The organism is Endozoicomonas sp. G2_2 (genome assembly GCF_017744135.1).
GTDB lineage: Bacteria > Pseudomonadota > Gammaproteobacteria > Nevskiales > Salinisphaeraceae > Salinisphaera.
In genome coordinates, this window is the sequence record NZ_JAGHQU010000003.1 from 74,224 (window position 1) to 88,227 (window position 14,004).

A 14,004-nucleotide genomic window follows, 5' to 3' on the forward strand; every position below is an offset into this window, starting at 1 on the left:
ACGCCAGGCCTATAGGGAGAGTTACTTCACCTGGCTAGTGGCCACGTAGCGTCCGGCTCTGTTCTCGTCGGATTAGGCGCACGCCTAATTCGGCACAAAAAGCGCGACCTTGCGCGAGCGACAGCGAGCTTGCCTGTATTGGGTCCCCTTGGGCGCAGCGCGGCGAGTTTTCGGCTGTCCTCTTTCGGCCGGAGCCGCGCAGGGCACCGATGCGCAGTGTCGGCGCAAGACAGGGCGCCTTTTGTTTTGGCTACTTTTATTTGGGCGAGCAAATAAAAGTGGCTCGCACATCAGTGCGAAACCCCAAGCTGGGGAGGCCTTTATCGTTGATTCAGAAATCGTGATTTCAGCCGGTAGTCGTCAGACACGCGGGTTTTGAGCGCACGCTGGCCAACGACTCTTGACTAGGATCCCGTATCAGGAATCGACGTTTGCCAACATCGCGCGGAGCGCGGCGACACCATGCCGCCGCGCCCGCCTGTGGCCGTCAGTACTCCTGTTTCAACCGCCCGAAGTAGAACAGCCCGGAACCAATACCCAGCACCATGAGTGCCAGCATCACGCCGAACAGCGGCCATGGCCCGAAGTTGTAGATCACGGGTAGCGCAAGGCCGGTGATGAGCCCGCCGCCGAAGAACGGCTCGAACACCATCTGCTTGTAGCCGAAGGCCTCGTAGGCAGGGGTCTTGTTGTCCGGGTCGGCGATCTTCATGAGGATGAGCCCGGTCGCGGTCACGCCCATGGACTGGCCGATATCGCCAATGCCGCGCTCGAACCAGTATTTGGGGATGATGCGCGGCGCCAGCCACAGGAACATGCCCACGTTCCAGGCGATACCCGCAACGCCCAGCAGCAGGAAGGGCACGAAGTTGTCGGCGATCACGGTCAGCGACAGGCTGGCGATCGCCGCGCCGATGAGCAGGTCCAGCGCAAAGCCCTGGATACGGACCATCAGTTCGCGATCGAGCAGGTTGTGCTTGTCGAAGCGCGTGAGAATCTGCTGCACGATCAGGCCGCCGATCATCGCCAGCGGAAACAGCGGCACCGCGCCGAGCAGTTCGATGCCGTCGTCGCCCGCGCCCCAGGTCACGCTCTCGATCCAGGTCATGGCTTCGAGAATGCCGATACCCACGAGAATCGCCATGGCGATGAAGGCGAAATGCAGCGTCAGCGGTTCGATCGACTCCGAACGGACCGTCATGCTGCCGGCCGACATCGGGCGCTCGTCTTCGGCCACGAGGCCGCGACGCTGGTGGTGCGGGATGCTGTCCACGCTTTTATCCAGCACGGCGCTCTTGCCCGAGCGTACACCCCAGTTGATCAGGATGATGCCGAACACGATGCCCGAGATCACGCCCACGGTCGCCATGCCGACCGCCAGATCCGCACCGTCTTCGAAGCCCAGATCCGCGAAGGTGCCCTGCAGGCCGGCTGCCGTACCGTGGCCGCCCTCGAAGCCGATCTCGATCAGCGCGCCTGCCATCAGCGGCACACCGAAGAACGGCGCGAGGATCAGCGCGGCGATGAGGATGCCGATCACGTACTGGCCGGCGCCCAGCGTCACGCCAAAAGCCAGCTGCGGCCCGGCAAGGCTCCATACACGCTTCCATTTCGGCAGCGGCACGCCGAGCAGCAGGGTGGCGAATACCACATTGATCAGAAGGCCGGGCAGCTCGCTCCAGATATCCAGCATGGATTCCGGAATAGCGCCTTGTGCCATGGGCGCGTTGTCGCCGCCGACAAGGCGCATGACCGCGCCGAGTACGCCGGGGCCCAGGATCAGGCCGATGCCGCCGGCAAGGATCGATGCCGGCAGGAACAATTGCTGCGCGGGTCGCCAGTTCATGCGGACCCATTTGCCGGCGTACAGCAGTACGGCCAGCATGAGCAGGGAAAAACCAATCTGGTCGGCGCTCATAATCTACCCCAATTCGGTGTCTCGGCCGCCCGGGACGAGATCCGTCGTGTGACAAGCCGCCGATCCAGCATCGAGGGCTGTTCGACGGGCGTTATAACGACCCGACTATTGTTCGTCGTATGCGATCCCCCCGCGTACCCCTACAGTAAGCCTGTTCTGAGTGCGATTGAGAACCCCGACAGCAATTGGCTGCCCGAGCGTGGGGTGTTCAGGGGTTACGCATTTTCCATGCCGCGGGCGCGATGCCGCGGCCGCGTTGCATCGATCAGGCGTGCTCGCCGAGGTTGGCGAAACGGGCGCTGGTCAGCGCAGACAGATCATCCGGCCCCAGCTCGATTTCCAGGCCGCGCCGGCCGCCGCTGACGAAGATCGTGTCGAATGCCTGCGCGGATTTGTCGATGAACGTGGGCAGCGCCTTTTTCTGGCCCAGCGGGCTGACGCCGCCAAGCACATAGCCCGTGGTCTTTTCGACCCGCGCACGATCCGCCATGAACGCCTTCTTGGCGCCCGCCGCATTCGCCAGGCTTTTCATGTGCAGCCGCGAAGACACCGGCACGATCGCCACCACCAGCGCGTGGCTGTCCAGCTCGGCGACCAGCGTCTTGAACACCTGCTCGGGCGCGACACCGAGCTGTTCCGAGGCATCGATGCCGTAATCGCTATTCGCGGTGGTGTGTTCGTAGGAGTGCAGGCGATAGTCGACGGCGTGCTGGTCGAGCAGGCGGGTTGCGGGGGTCACGTTCCGCTAACCACCGATATACGACATCTCGACCTTGCCGTCGGCGTCGCCGTTGCGGCGGGCGGTTTCCTCGCCGCGGCGTTCGGAGTAGCGGTCGTCGCGTGCCTGCCAGATGCCGGCGAGCAGGTCGCGCAGTTCATCGTCGGTGGCCCCTTCGCGCAGTGGCGTGCGCAGGTCACGGCCGTGGACGCCGAACAGGCAGGTGTAGAGCTCGCCGATGGCGGAAAGCCGCGCGCGGCTGCAGCCGCCGCAGAAGGGTTGGGAAACAGAGGCGATAATGCCGATCTCGCCGGCGCCGTCGGCGAAGGTCCAGCGGTTGGCAGTTTCGCCGGCCACGGTCGCCGGCAGGCGGCTGATGGCGTGGCGTGTGCGCACGGTCTCGACGATCTCGCGCGCGGTGACCACTTCTTCCATGCGCCAGCCGTTGGAGGTGCCCACGTCCATGAACTCGATGAAGCGCAGCACCACGTCCGAATGGCGGAAATGCTCGACCATCGGCAGGATCTGGTCTTCGTTGACGCCGCGCTGAATCACGCAGTTGACCTTCACGGGCGTCAGCCCGGCAGCCTTGGCGTTGTCGATGGCGGTAAGCACTTTCGACGCCGGGTAGCCGACATCGTTGATCGCCTTGAATACGTCGTCGTCGATGGCGTCCAGGCTGAGCGTCACGCGGTTCACGCCGGCGGCCTTGAGTTCGCGGGCGCGTTTTTCGGTGAGCAGCGAGCCGTTCGTGGTCAGGCAGATATCGTCGATGCCGTCGATCGCGGCCAGGCGCGCGATGAGCACGTCGATATCGCGGCGCAGCAGCGGCTCGCCGCCGGTCAGGCGCAGTTTGCGCACGCCCAGGCTCGCGGCGATGCGCGCCAGGCGCTCGATCTCGTCGAAGTCCAGCAGTTCGCGGCGCGGCAGGAACAGGTGTTCGCTGCCGAACAGCTCCCGCGGCATGCAGTAGGTGCAGCGGAAGTTGCAGCGGTCCGTTAGCGAGATCCGCAGATCCTGCAGCGGGCGCGCGAAGGTGTCGGTGACGGCGGTCATCGGTCGATCGGGTTCGCGGGTCGCGAAAGCAATAGCATCATAATCGGGGTTACGCGCGAGAGTCTCAAGCCGAGGCGCGTCTGCGGGCGCTGCGAGCCGGGTCGGCGGTAAGCGGTCTTGTTCGCGCGCGCCGATTCCCGGTGCCAGAATGCGGCCCGGTTGTCGTGGTTCCGGAGAGCGCCGCGACGTGTTGCCGACTGCAACGAAAGACATGCTACTTTCGTATAAGACGCGGCCGCGCGACGCTCGTCGGCGTTGCCGCTCATTGCCCGGTGCGGGCGCTGCAGGAGTCGTCGATGGTGCTAGATGCGGAAATCCTGTCGCGAATACAGTTCGCGTTCGTGGTGTCGTTTCATATCCTGTTCCCGGCTTTCACCATCGGTCTGGCGAGCTGGCTGGCGATGTGTGAGGGCATGCACCTGTTCACCGGGCGCGATGTCTTTCGCCGGCTTTACCAGTTCTGGGTGAAGATCTTCGCCGTGTCGTTCGGCATGGGCGTGGTCTCCGGGATCGTGATGAGCTTCCAGTTCGGCACCAACTGGTCGGTGTTCGCCGAAGCCACGGCGCCGGTGCTCGGCCCGCTGTTCTCCTACGAGGTGCTCACCGCCTTCTTCCTGGAGGCGACCTTCCTCGGCATCATGCTGTTCGGCTGGAACAAGGTCGGGCCCAGGCTGCATTTCTTTGCGACCGCGATGGTGGCGATCGGCACCATGCTGTCGGCGTTCTGGATTCTTTCCGCGAATTCGTGGATGCATACGCCCGACGGCTTCGAACTGCGCGACGGCATCTTCTACCCGGTGGACTGGTGGAAGATCGTATTCAACCCGTCGTTTCCGTACCGGCTGGTGCATATGGTGCTGGCGGCCTATCTGACCACCGCATTCGTGATTCTCGGCGTCGGGGCCTGGTATCGGTTGAAGGGCACGGCGCACGAAGCGTCTCGCGTGATGCTCGTCATGGGGGTGGCGTTCGTGTCGATCGTCACGCCGCTGCAGATCGTCGCCGGTGATTTCCACGGCCTGAAGACGCTGGAATACCAGCCGGCGAAGATCGCGGCCATGGAAGCCCATTGGGACACAGAAGAAGGCGCAGCGCTGGCGCTGTTCGCCTGGCCGGATGCCGCCAACGAAACCAACCACTACGAGATCGCGGTGCCGAACCTAGCCAGTCTCATTCTGACTCATGAATGGAACGGCGAGTTGGTCGGCTTGAAGGACTTCCCGGAAAGTGAGCGCCCGCCGGTCGCGCCGATTTTCTTCTCGTTCCGCATCATGGTGGGGCTGGGCATCCTCATGCTTATTGCCGGCCTGCTCGGGCTGTGGCTGGCGTTTCGCGGGCGGCTGTTCGATGCGCGCGCCTATCACCGCTATCTGGTGGCGATGATTCCCTCGGGCTTCATCGCGGTGCTGGCCGGGTGGATCACCACCGAGATCGGCCGCCAGCCCTATACCGTCTATGGCCTGCTGCGCACGTCGGACTCGCTGTCGCCGGTGGCGGCTCCCAGTGTGGCGGCGACGCTGATCACCTTCGTAATCGTCTACGGCATCGTCTTCGGCGCGGGGCTCTACTACATCGTGCGCGTGGTGCGTACCGGGCCGGAAAAGGCGCCGGCACATCCGGTGCCCGATCCCTATGCGACGCCGGCCCGGCCGTTGTCGTATCCGAACGAGCCGGTGGGAGAGAAGCGATGAGTATGGTCGAGATCCTGCCGCTGATCTGGTTCGGCATCATCGGCTTCGGCGTGATCATGTACGTGCTGCTGGACGGCTTCGTGCTGGGCATCGGCATCCTGTCCGGCGTGGCCTATGGCGAGGCCGAGCGCGACATCATGATGAACTCGGTCGCGCCGATCTGGGACGGTAACGAGACCTGGCTGGTGCTCGGCGGCGTGGCATTGCTCGCCGCGTTTCCCCCGGCCTATACCGTGCTGCTCCCGGCGCTCTATCTGCCGCTCACCGGCATGTTGATGGCGCTGATCTTTCGCGGCGTGGCGTTCGAGTTCCGGTTCAAGGCACGGCGCAAGTTCGGCTGGAACACGGCGTTCTTTCTCGGCTCGGTGATCGCGACTTTCTTCCAGGGCGTGACCCTGGGCGCGATCGTGCAGGGTATCGACGCCGACGGCGCCCAGTACGTCGGCGGCGCCTTCGACTGGTTCTCGCCGTTCACCATGCTCACTGGCGCGGCACTGATCGCCGGCTATGCGCTGCTCGGCGCCACCTGGGTGGTGATGAAGACCACCGGACTGCTACAGCAGCGTGCCTATGGCTGGAGCCGGATGCTGCTCACGGCGGTGATCGTGTTCATGGCGCTGGTCAGCGTCTATGTGCCATTTCTGGACGGTAACTATGCCGAGCGCTGGTTCGGCTTTCCGCATGCCTTGTTGCTGGTGCCGTTCCCGATCGCGGCGATCGTGGTCTCGTATTTCCTGTACTGGAGCGTGATCAAGCGCCATGAGTACTGGCCGTTTCTGCTGTCGCTGGCGATGTTCGTGGTCGGCTACGGCGGGCTGGCCGCGAGCTTCTGGCCGCATATCATCCCGCCGCATCTGACCATCTGGAACGCGGCCTCGCCGCCGGAGACCCAGACGTTTCTGATCGTCGGCCTGGCATTTCTCATGCCCTTCATCCTGTTCTATACCGCCTGGTCGTACTGGATCTTTCGCGGCAAGGTGGCCCGCGATATGGGCTATCACTAGCTGCGGGGGACGTAATGCGGGAAACCGGACGCCGTCTGCTGTGGTTCGTGGGGCTCGGGGTTGCCAGCCTGCTGGTCTGTGCCAGCGCCGCCTTTGTCTTTCGCGAGGTGATCTTCTTCGTGCTCGAGCACTAGGTTCTCTGGCAGCCAAACGGGTGCAGGGCAATCGATCGACTTCCTCGTCGGTAGACCAAGCCCATAACGGTTTCACGCGAAGGCGCAAAGGCGCGAAGAAAAGGAAAGCGATGTGGCCGGCGCTGCGTTGTCCTTGATTTGCGTCTTGGCGGCTTTGCGTGAGGCACGTCTTATCCGGATATCTGGCAAGCAACCTGACCACGCAGAATTCGCTGAGTTGTTCAGCAGGCCGAGCCAGACCTGGAAGTGATCGCATCCAGCAGCCGCGGCACGATGTTCTAATAGGCGCATGAACTCTGCCCGCCGCGCGGGCCAGCGCTGGACGCTGGCCGATCTGATCGATTTCGAGACCATGCTGGCCCGCGTGGACGACGACACGCTGGCCGGCGATCGGCTCGTGTTCGCTCGCGATATCCGTCCCGGGCTGGCGCGCGGCGACGAATCGTCGCGCCGGCGGGCCGGCCTGCGTGCCTGGCTTGCGCATCGTCGTGCCCACGCGGGGTTGGATACGGGGCGCGTCTGGACGCAGGGGCTGGCGCTGCTGCGTCTGGGCCTGTTCGCCGCGATGGCGCTTGCAGGCATGGCGCTGGTCGCGGGGCTGTGTGCCGGGCCGTCCCAGAGCGTGCATGTGGTGGTGTTCTTCGCGCTCACGCTGCTGTTGCCCTGGGGCGTGTTTCTGTTCTGGCTCGGTCTGCGGGCGATCGGTGGAGCACGCACGAAGACGTTGCTGCCGGTGGTTAACGCCGTCGAGCGCCTGGGTCGTCGGTTGCGCGGCGCCGGTAGTGGGCATTCGCCCGACGGCGTTACCCGGTCGGATGGCTGGCAGAACCGGTTGGCAGACAGCCGCCAGCCGCGACGCGCCCTGCAGGCCGCCCTGGGCGCCACACTGCAATGGGGCGCGCTGGGTTTCAATCTCGGTCTCCTGCTGGCCTTTGTCGGCTCGCTGCTGATCTTCGACGTGCGCTTCTATTGGGAGGCCACGCCACAGACCGGGTCGCTGGTGCAATCGTCGGTCGCGCTGATCGCCACGCCCTGGCGCACGGTCTGGCCGGCAGCCGTTCCCGACGCAAGCCAGATCGAGGCCAGCCGCGCGCGCTATATCGACGGCGAACGCCGGGTGGCGACCACGCCGGCCAGCACTGCGGCGTGGTGGCGGTTTCTGCTGATGTCGTTGCTGGTGTGGGGCGTGTTGCCGCGCCTGCTGCTGATGGGCGGGTATGCGCTTGCCGAGCGGCGGGCGCTGGCACGGCTGGATTTCCAGGCGCCGCGGCATCGCGATCTCTGGCGGCGACTGGCGCACGTCGAGCGCGGCGCGGTGGCCGCGCCGGTCACCGATAGCGCGCTGATACTGGATGTCGGTGGCAGCGGGGTTCATGCTGGCGATATCCGGGGTTTCCTGCTGCGTGCGCTGCGGGTCAATCCTGCGGCCGAGGCGCGTATCGGCGTGCTCGACGACAGTGCCGAACAGGCCGCCGATGCCGCTTTGGCGGCGTCGCCCGCGCATGTCGTGCTCCTGGTTGAGGACTGGGGATTGTCGCCACGTCAGGCCGGCGCACTGCAGGCGCGCGTGCGTGCGGCAGCGGGCAACGTGACGCCGATCACCTGGCTGGTGTTCGCCCGTGACGACGGCTTGCCGACGGCGCCGGATGCCGCGCATCTGCGCCGCTGGACCCGGTTCATCGACGGCCTGCGCGATCCGGCGACCGAGATCGTCGGCTACGCGCCGGATATCTGAGATGGCGATGCGTCCCACCAACGACGCGGCCTCCCCGGGTGCCTGGGTCACCGACGCCGTGCCGTGTTTTGCGGTGGTCGGGAAGGTGAATATGGGCAAGTCCGCGGTGTTGGCGACCCTGCTCGAGGAGGACGACGACCGCATCATTCGCATTTCGCCCGAGCCCGGCGAAACGACGCGGTGTCAGCGTCTGTCGCTCGTGCTCGACGGCGACGAACGACTGCGCTTCATCGATACGCCGGGTTTTCAGCAGCCGATCGAAGCGCTGCGCGCGATCCGTATCCTGCACGGCGATGGCCACGGCACGCCGGGGCTGGACACGCTGCGGGCCTTCGTTGCCCAGTCGCGCAAGGCGAAGATGTTCGAAGACGAATGCCGGCTGCTCGAACCGCTGCTGGAAGGGGCAGGCATTCTTTACGTGGTCGATCCGGGCGTGCCGGTCTACGACAGCTTTCTGGCCGAGATCGAGATCCTGCGCTTCACGGGCCGGGCGCGGCTGGCGCTGCTGAACCAGCGCGGCACGGGCAAGCCGGCTCACGAGCCTGCCTGGCGCGAACATCTCGGCAAGGCGTTCAACCTAGTGCGCGCCTTCGATGCGCACCGGGCACGCTTTGCCGCGCGGCGCGATCTGCTGGCCGCGCTCAATCAGATCGACGAGCGGGATCGCGACCATCTGGACGCGACGATGGCGCTGCTCGACGCGGAATGGCAACAGCGCCGCGAACAGGCCGCCGAACATATCCAGTCGTTCCTTCGTGCCGCGCTGCGCCTGCGCGAGCACGCCCACTACGCCGAAGACGGGCCGGCGCCCGCCAGTGCCCGCCGCGAAGCGGTGCAGCAGGCCAGCCGGCGCTATTTCGAGCGCATCAGCGCGATGGAGCGTGAAACTGCCGATGCGTTGCTCGGCATCTATCGCCACACCGCTGTCCAGGCGCAGGCGATGGCGGGCTTTGGCGAAGATCTGGATCTCGCCAGCGACGAAACTTGGCGCCGGCTCGGGCTTACACGTCAGCAGCTGACCTGGGTCGGCGCCGCCGTCGGTGCGGGCGCGGGTATCGGCCTGGATGCCGCCACGCTCGGCCATTCTCTCGGCATCGGCGCATTGATTGGCGGGCTAAGCGGCGGTGCGCTGGCCTTCTTCAAGGGCGATGTGATACCGACCTTGAAGCTCGATATGGCCCGGCTCGGCCCCCTCGGCGGGCGCCGGGTCACGCTCGGGCCGCCGCGCAATGCCAACTTCGCCTGGGTGCTGCTGGACTCGGTGCTGATTCGCTATCGCCAGATCCTGTCGCGTGCGCATGCACGGCGCGGCGACGGCGCTCTGGCCGGCGAAGTGGCTACGGAAAGCATCGCACGACGACTGCCGGGCGATCGCCAGAAAGCGCTGGCGCGCTGGTTTCGGGGCGTGGCGCGCGATCGCGACGACGAAGAACGCAGCAGCGCCGGCTGGGCGGCGCTGGTAGAAACGCTGGAAGCGATCGAGCGCGATCTATAGGGCCTGCTGCCGTTTCATCCGAGTCCGCGCCAAGCGCTGTTTTTCGGCAAAACGAGGCGTAGTGCGCGCCGCGCAGTCATTCTGCGCAAGCGGGCTATAACAATGGATTGCCGAAAAACAGCGCTTGTCCCGCAGGGTTGGGCCGCAAATCGTGCCCTGCGGCGTTGCAAGTCTTGATCGTGGCGCGCCACGACCGGCGACTCGCGCCTTGCAGAACACGATTTGCGGTCTCCAACGCGGCGCTCGTATGAAACGGCAACAGGCCCTGGCCGCGCTCGATCGGGTTAGTCAGCGTTTTATTCGCCGCCGTCCGTCTGTTCGTCGATCGCCTGTTGAATACGGTCATAACCGACGACGCCGGAAAACATCTGGTTGCCAACGATGACGGTGGGCGTGGCGCGCAGGCTGATGGCCTTGCCGGCCTCCTGGTTGCGGGCGATCACGTCGTCCGGTCCGCCCTGGGTCACGCACTGTTCGAGACGATCGGCATTCACACCGGTTTCCACGGCCATGTCGAGGAACATCGAGGTCGGGTCATCCGACTGGGCCCAGTCGCGCTGGGTGTCGAACAGACGGTCGTGATACGTCCAGAACTTGTCCTGGCGCGCGGCGCAGCGCGCGGCGACGGCGGCCTGCTGCGCGTGGGCATGCATGGGCAGGGGAAAGTCGAAGAACACGAAGCGCGCGTCGCCGGATTCGACCAGTTCCTCGCGGATGCGCTTGGCGGTGGGCGCGAACGCGCCGCAGGCCGGACACTGGTAGTCGGCGAACTCGCGGATCGTGATGGGTGCATCGGCGCTGCCCACGGATTCGCCGATCGCATCGAACTCGTTTTCGAAGCGCGTCATCGTGCTGGCATCGAGTGTGCGCACGTTGTCGCCGCTGGCCGAGCGCGAGGGGCTGCTGTCGCCGCCGCTGAAGGTCATCACGAGAATGGCGAGAATGATCAGGCCGCCCAGGATCAGGGCAGGGACGAACAGCGCGCCGAACAGGCTGGAACGGCCGTTATTCTGTGGGCTCATGCAGCGACTCCTTGGGCCGGCAGGGAATTTTTCGAAGCAGGGCGCGATCATACCGCGCGCCGGGCCTGCGGGTCAGTGTTTTACCAGCGGGCGCCGATGTGTGCGCGTCGCGCGACTCGCCGGTTGTAGCGTGCAAAAAAAGAGGGGCCCGCAGGCCCCTCGGTATCACTCGTCGCCGCTCGGCGATCAGTTGGTCGCGTCGTCTGCGGCGTCTTCGGTTTCGTCGGCCGCGTTCTCGGCAGCATCGCCGGTGTCGTCCGCGGCATCGCTGGTGGCATCACGCGTGCTGTCGATCAGATCGCTGGTGCCTTCCTTGATCCGCGTCCAGGCGTTGCTGGCCGATTCCTTGGTCTGCTCCCAGGCGTCGGACGCCTGCGTCTGGGCGGTGTTCCACCAAGTGTCGTTGTAGACCGGGTAGCCGCCGAGCTCCTGGCCTTCCGCGTTGAGCGTGATGCGGTATTCCGGCTCGGTGGCCTTGTCGCCCTGCAGGGTTTCGACGCTGAGCTGGTTGGGCTGCACCACGTAGGACTGGCCGTCGAGGCCGAAGTCGTTCTCGGTTTCGACCACGAACGACTTGATGCTCATGTTGTTGTCGAGAATCACGTCGTCGATTTCGCCGACGCTCTTGTCGGAGCCCTGCATGTAGACCTCGGCATCGAGCAGCTGGTCGGCCGAGTAGAGGCCGTCCGGCTGCTGCTGGGCGAGCGCGAAGCTGCTGGTCGCCGCAAGGGTGATGCCGGTCAGTGCGATAGCGCTTGTCTTCCGAATCGCCATGGTTTGATCCTTTCTTTCTCAGAAACTTGGCGCCGATGGTAGGCCCCGAGGCTGAATGAAAGCTTAAAAGAGCGATTGTCGGATAACCGTTTCAGGCCAGTGCTGCGTCGAGGGCGGTGCAGAAACGGTCGATCACCGGTGTGTTGGCCGCGGTGTCGCGGCGCAGCCGCCACAGCGGGCGAGTCAGGGACAGCGACGGCAGTTCGACGAACTCGACAGGGTTGGCGGCACTCGCCTGGTACGCGGCGTGCCGGCTTACGCAGGCCAGGCCGGCGCCCTGGGCCACCGCGCGCACGATCGCGCCGCTGTCGTCGATCACGAGCGCCGCGTGCGGTGTCGGATAACCGGCCAGCGCGAGGCTCTGCTCGAACACGGCGCGCGTGCCCGAGCCCTGCTCGCGGGCCACCCAGGCGTGCGCGCCCAGCTTGTCGACCCTGATGCTTTCAACGGCGTAGTCCGGCGGCGCGATGATCTGGAGGGTGTCGGTGCGCCAGGCATGCACTGCGAGGTCCTCCCGCTGTGCGGGCCCTTCAATGAAGCCGACATCGGCCTGCAGGTCGGCGACCTGGCGCTCGACCTGCGCGCTGTTGCCCGACAGAACGGTGATCTCGAGGGCGGGGTGGTCGCGTCGCAGCCGCGCCAGTCCGGCGGGCAAAACATAGCGCGCGATGGTGCTGGAGGCGGCAAGCCGGATCGAGCCGCTCAGTGCCCGCAAGGAACCCGCGTTCGGTGCGAGTTCGTCCGGCAGCCGCGCCAGAGCCGCCATCGGCTCGGTGGCATGGGCCAGCAGTTGCCGGGCGCTCGCGGTCGGCACGATCTCGCGGCCGCGGCGCTCGAACAGGGACAGGCCGAAGGCATCGGCGAGTTCGGTCAGGGCCTGGCTGACGGCGGCCTGGCTCAGGTGCAACGTCTGCGCTGCGCGCTTGACCTGCCCCGTGCGCACCACGGTCGAAAAAATCTCGAGTTGGCGCAGCGTGAATCGGACGGGTGGCACAGCATTCAGTTCAAAAAAACCGAATTGTTATATTGATATAAATCGATTTTAAATGACAGTGCGGCGGCGGAGGCTTTCGGCATCGGTTTTTTCGGAGAGCGACATGCTGAATGTCCGCGCGATTTCGACCACCGCAACGATGCCGGCCGACGCGCCCGGCCGGCAGCAGTGGGGGCGGGTCGTGCCCGGCCTTGCACTGTGTGTCGTGCTGGCGGCGCTGTCTTACGCGGTGGCGGCATGGCCGGTGCTGAATGAAGTGGTGCCCTTGAGTGCACTGACCGTCGGCATCCTGCTCGGGGTGCTGTTGCGCCTGTGCGTGCCGTTGCCTGCGCGGGTCGAGCCGGGTATTCGCTGGACGCTTCACTATCTGCTTCGGGCTGGGATCGTGCTGCTCGGTTTTCGGCTGTTGCTTCAGGACATGGTGTCGGTCGGTTTTGCCGGTCTGGCCCTGGTCGCGCTGGCGGTGGCGAGCACCATCATCCTGTCCGTGGTCTGCGGTCGGCTGCTCGCGCTGCCGGACACGCTGAGCGTGCTGGTTGGCTGCGGCACCGGTATCTGTGGGGCATCCGCGGTAGTCGCGGTCGATGGCGTGATCAAGGCGCGCGAACAGGACGTGGCCTGTGCCATCGCGATGGTGACTGTTTTCGGCTCCGTGGCCATGTTCGGTTACCCGGCGATCGCCCACGCGCTGGGGCTGTCCACGCCGGCCTATTCGATCTGGGCCGGCAGTTCGATCCACGAAGTGGCGCAGGCGGTCGCGGCCGGCTTCGCCTTCGACGACGCCGCGGGTGTTCAGGCCAGTCTCTACAAGCTCTCTCGCGTGGCCATGCTGGTGCCCGTTTGTGCAGTGCTGGCGCTGTGGTGGCGTCGGCGTGCCGGCTCGGGAGACGACGCGGGGCGGCGCGCGCCGTTTCCGCTGTTCGTGCTGCTGTTCGTGCTTATGGTGGTCGTAAATTCGTTCGTGGCCATGCCGCCCGGCGTGCACGATGCGCTGGTCGGCCTGGATTCCGGCCTGCTGGCCGCGGCGATGGTGGCGATGGGGTTGCAGACACGGCTCGTGTCGGTGGTGCGCCTTGGCTGGCGCCCGCTGGTGCTGGGGCTCGCGGTGGCGCTGTGGATCAGCGTGCTCACGCTCGGTGGCGCGCTGCTGATCGGCTGATCGGCTGAGCGATGCGGTAGCGCGTGTCGGGTGCCAGGTGCCCTGATTTGCGCCGGGGCTTGAACCTTGAAACGCTTTGTCGGTCGACGATGTGCGCCGGGTTTCGATGCGGTGTGACTATCGCGACCGACGGGGCGATTGTTAGATCGCGCCCTGTCGTAATTTCGCGTTAAGGTTTAAGCTTAGCTGCATTGCACAATAGCCCTCGGTCGCCGCTTGTGTGCGGGCCTTTCGTGGCTATGTCGCAACGAATCCGCCGCGAACGACGTAGGTAGGCCAAGCGGTTAGCCTTGTCGGGTGCGGT

The 14,004-nt window shown here is 65.5% G+C and carries 11 protein-coding genes; 5 read left to right on the forward strand and 6 right to left on the reverse strand.

All coding sequences use genetic code 11. The features are described 5' to 3' along the window. Positions 1-487: 487 nt before the first annotated feature. From J7355_RS04395 to moaA, 3 genes are all read right to left on the reverse strand, one after another. Complete coding sequence (locus tag J7355_RS04395; RefSeq protein WP_209060284.1) at positions 488-1,918, reverse strand: sodium:glutamate symporter; 1,431 nt, start codon at positions 1,916-1,918, stop codon at positions 488-490. A gap of 265 nt (positions 1,919-2,183) precedes the next feature. After that, positions 2,184-2,657 carry a Cys-tRNA(Pro) deacylase gene (gene ybaK / locus J7355_RS04400; RefSeq protein ID WP_209060286.1) on the reverse strand — a complete coding sequence of 158 codons (474 nt, stop codon included), beginning with the start codon at positions 2,655-2,657 and terminating at the stop codon, positions 2,184-2,186. A 6-nt stretch (positions 2,658-2,663) separates the two neighbouring features. Continuing rightward, entirely contained in the window at positions 2,664-3,692 is a 1,029-nt protein-coding gene (gene moaA / locus J7355_RS04405) for a GTP 3',8-cyclase MoaA (RefSeq protein WP_209060287.1), read from the reverse strand. 296 nt (positions 3,693-3,988) lie between these two features. Between moaA and J7355_RS04410 the strand changes: the two genes are divergently transcribed. The 4 genes from J7355_RS04410 to J7355_RS04425 all read left to right on the forward strand — a co-directional run bounded on the left by J7355_RS04410 (position 3,989) and on the right by J7355_RS04425 (position 9,751). Further along, positions 3,989-5,383: a cytochrome ubiquinol oxidase subunit I gene (locus J7355_RS04410; protein ID WP_209060288.1), complete on the forward strand. Its 1,395-nt coding sequence runs from the start codon at positions 3,989-3,991 to the stop codon at positions 5,381-5,383. Further along, positions 5,380-6,387 carry a cytochrome d ubiquinol oxidase subunit II gene (gene cydB, locus J7355_RS04415; protein ID WP_280637566.1) on the forward strand — a complete coding sequence of 336 codons (1,008 nt, stop codon included), beginning with the start codon at positions 5,380-5,382 and terminating at the stop codon, positions 6,385-6,387. The genes J7355_RS04410 and cydB overlap by 4 nt, the downstream gene beginning before the upstream one ends. 423 nt (positions 6,388-6,810) lie before the next feature. Further along, positions 6,811-8,256 (forward strand): DUF2868 domain-containing protein, encoded by a 1,446-nt coding sequence (locus J7355_RS04420; protein WP_209060289.1) that lies wholly within the window; start codon positions 6,811-6,813, stop codon positions 8,254-8,256. A 7-nt stretch (positions 8,257-8,263) separates the two neighbouring features. Continuing rightward, the gene (locus J7355_RS04425; protein WP_209060290.1) at positions 8,264-9,751 is read left to right on the forward strand and encodes a GTPase/DUF3482 domain-containing protein; all 1,488 of its coding nucleotides are present in this window, start codon (positions 8,264-8,266) and stop codon (positions 9,749-9,751) included. 296 nt (positions 9,752-10,047) lie between these two features. Here the strand turns inward: J7355_RS04425 and J7355_RS04430 are convergent, their stop codons facing one another. From J7355_RS04430 to J7355_RS04440, 3 genes are all read right to left on the reverse strand, one after another. Then, complete coding sequence (locus tag J7355_RS04430; protein ID WP_209060291.1) at positions 10,048-10,773, reverse strand: thioredoxin domain-containing protein; 726 nt, start codon at positions 10,771-10,773, stop codon at positions 10,048-10,050. A gap of 186 nt (positions 10,774-10,959) precedes the next feature. Continuing rightward, the gene (locus J7355_RS04435; protein ID WP_209060292.1) at positions 10,960-11,547 is read right to left on the reverse strand and encodes a PRC-barrel domain-containing protein; all 588 of its coding nucleotides are present in this window, start codon (positions 11,545-11,547) and stop codon (positions 10,960-10,962) included. A 91-nt stretch (positions 11,548-11,638) separates the two neighbouring features. Further along, positions 11,639-12,541, reverse strand: a complete 903-nt coding sequence (locus J7355_RS04440) for a LysR substrate-binding domain-containing protein (RefSeq protein ID WP_209060295.1) — start codon at positions 12,539-12,541, stop codon at positions 11,639-11,641. Between the two features lie 103 nt (positions 12,542-12,644). On the opposite strand from J7355_RS04440, the gene J7355_RS04445 reads away from it, so the two are divergent. Next, positions 12,645-13,700 (forward strand): YeiH family protein, encoded by a 1,056-nt coding sequence (locus tag J7355_RS04445; RefSeq protein ID WP_209060297.1) that lies wholly within the window; start codon positions 12,645-12,647, stop codon positions 13,698-13,700. The last annotated feature ends 304 nt before the right edge of the window (positions 13,701-14,004 follow it).

What these genes read in the sequence shown, in the direction of transcription:
- J7355_RS04395 (WP_209060284.1), bottom strand. Translation starts at nt 1,918, where the DNA reads ATGAGCGCCGACCAGATTGGTTTTTCCCTGCTCATGCTGGCCGTACTG.
- moaA (WP_209060287.1), bottom strand. Translation starts at nt 3,692, where the DNA reads ATGACCGCCGTCACCGACACCTTCGCGCGCCCGCTGCAGGATCTGCGG.
- J7355_RS04410 (WP_209060288.1), top strand. Translation starts at nt 3,989, where the DNA reads ATGGTGCTAGATGCGGAAATCCTGTCGCGAATACAGTTCGCGTTCGTG.
- cydB (WP_280637566.1), top strand. Translation starts at nt 5,380, where the DNA reads ATGAGTATGGTCGAGATCCTGCCGCTGATCTGGTTCGGCATCATCGGC.
- J7355_RS04420 (WP_209060289.1), top strand. Translation starts at nt 6,811, where the DNA reads ATGAACTCTGCCCGCCGCGCGGGCCAGCGCTGGACGCTGGCCGATCTG.
- J7355_RS04425 (WP_209060290.1), top strand. Translation starts at nt 8,264, where the DNA reads ATGCGTCCCACCAACGACGCGGCCTCCCCGGGTGCCTGGGTCACCGAC.
- J7355_RS04430 (WP_209060291.1), bottom strand. Translation starts at nt 10,773, where the DNA reads ATGAGCCCACAGAATAACGGCCGTTCCAGCCTGTTCGGCGCGCTGTTC.
- J7355_RS04435 (WP_209060292.1), bottom strand. Translation starts at nt 11,547, where the DNA reads ATGGCGATTCGGAAGACAAGCGCTATCGCACTGACCGGCATCACCCTT.
- J7355_RS04445 (WP_209060297.1), top strand. Translation starts at nt 12,645, where the DNA reads ATGCTGAATGTCCGCGCGATTTCGACCACCGCAACGATGCCGGCCGAC.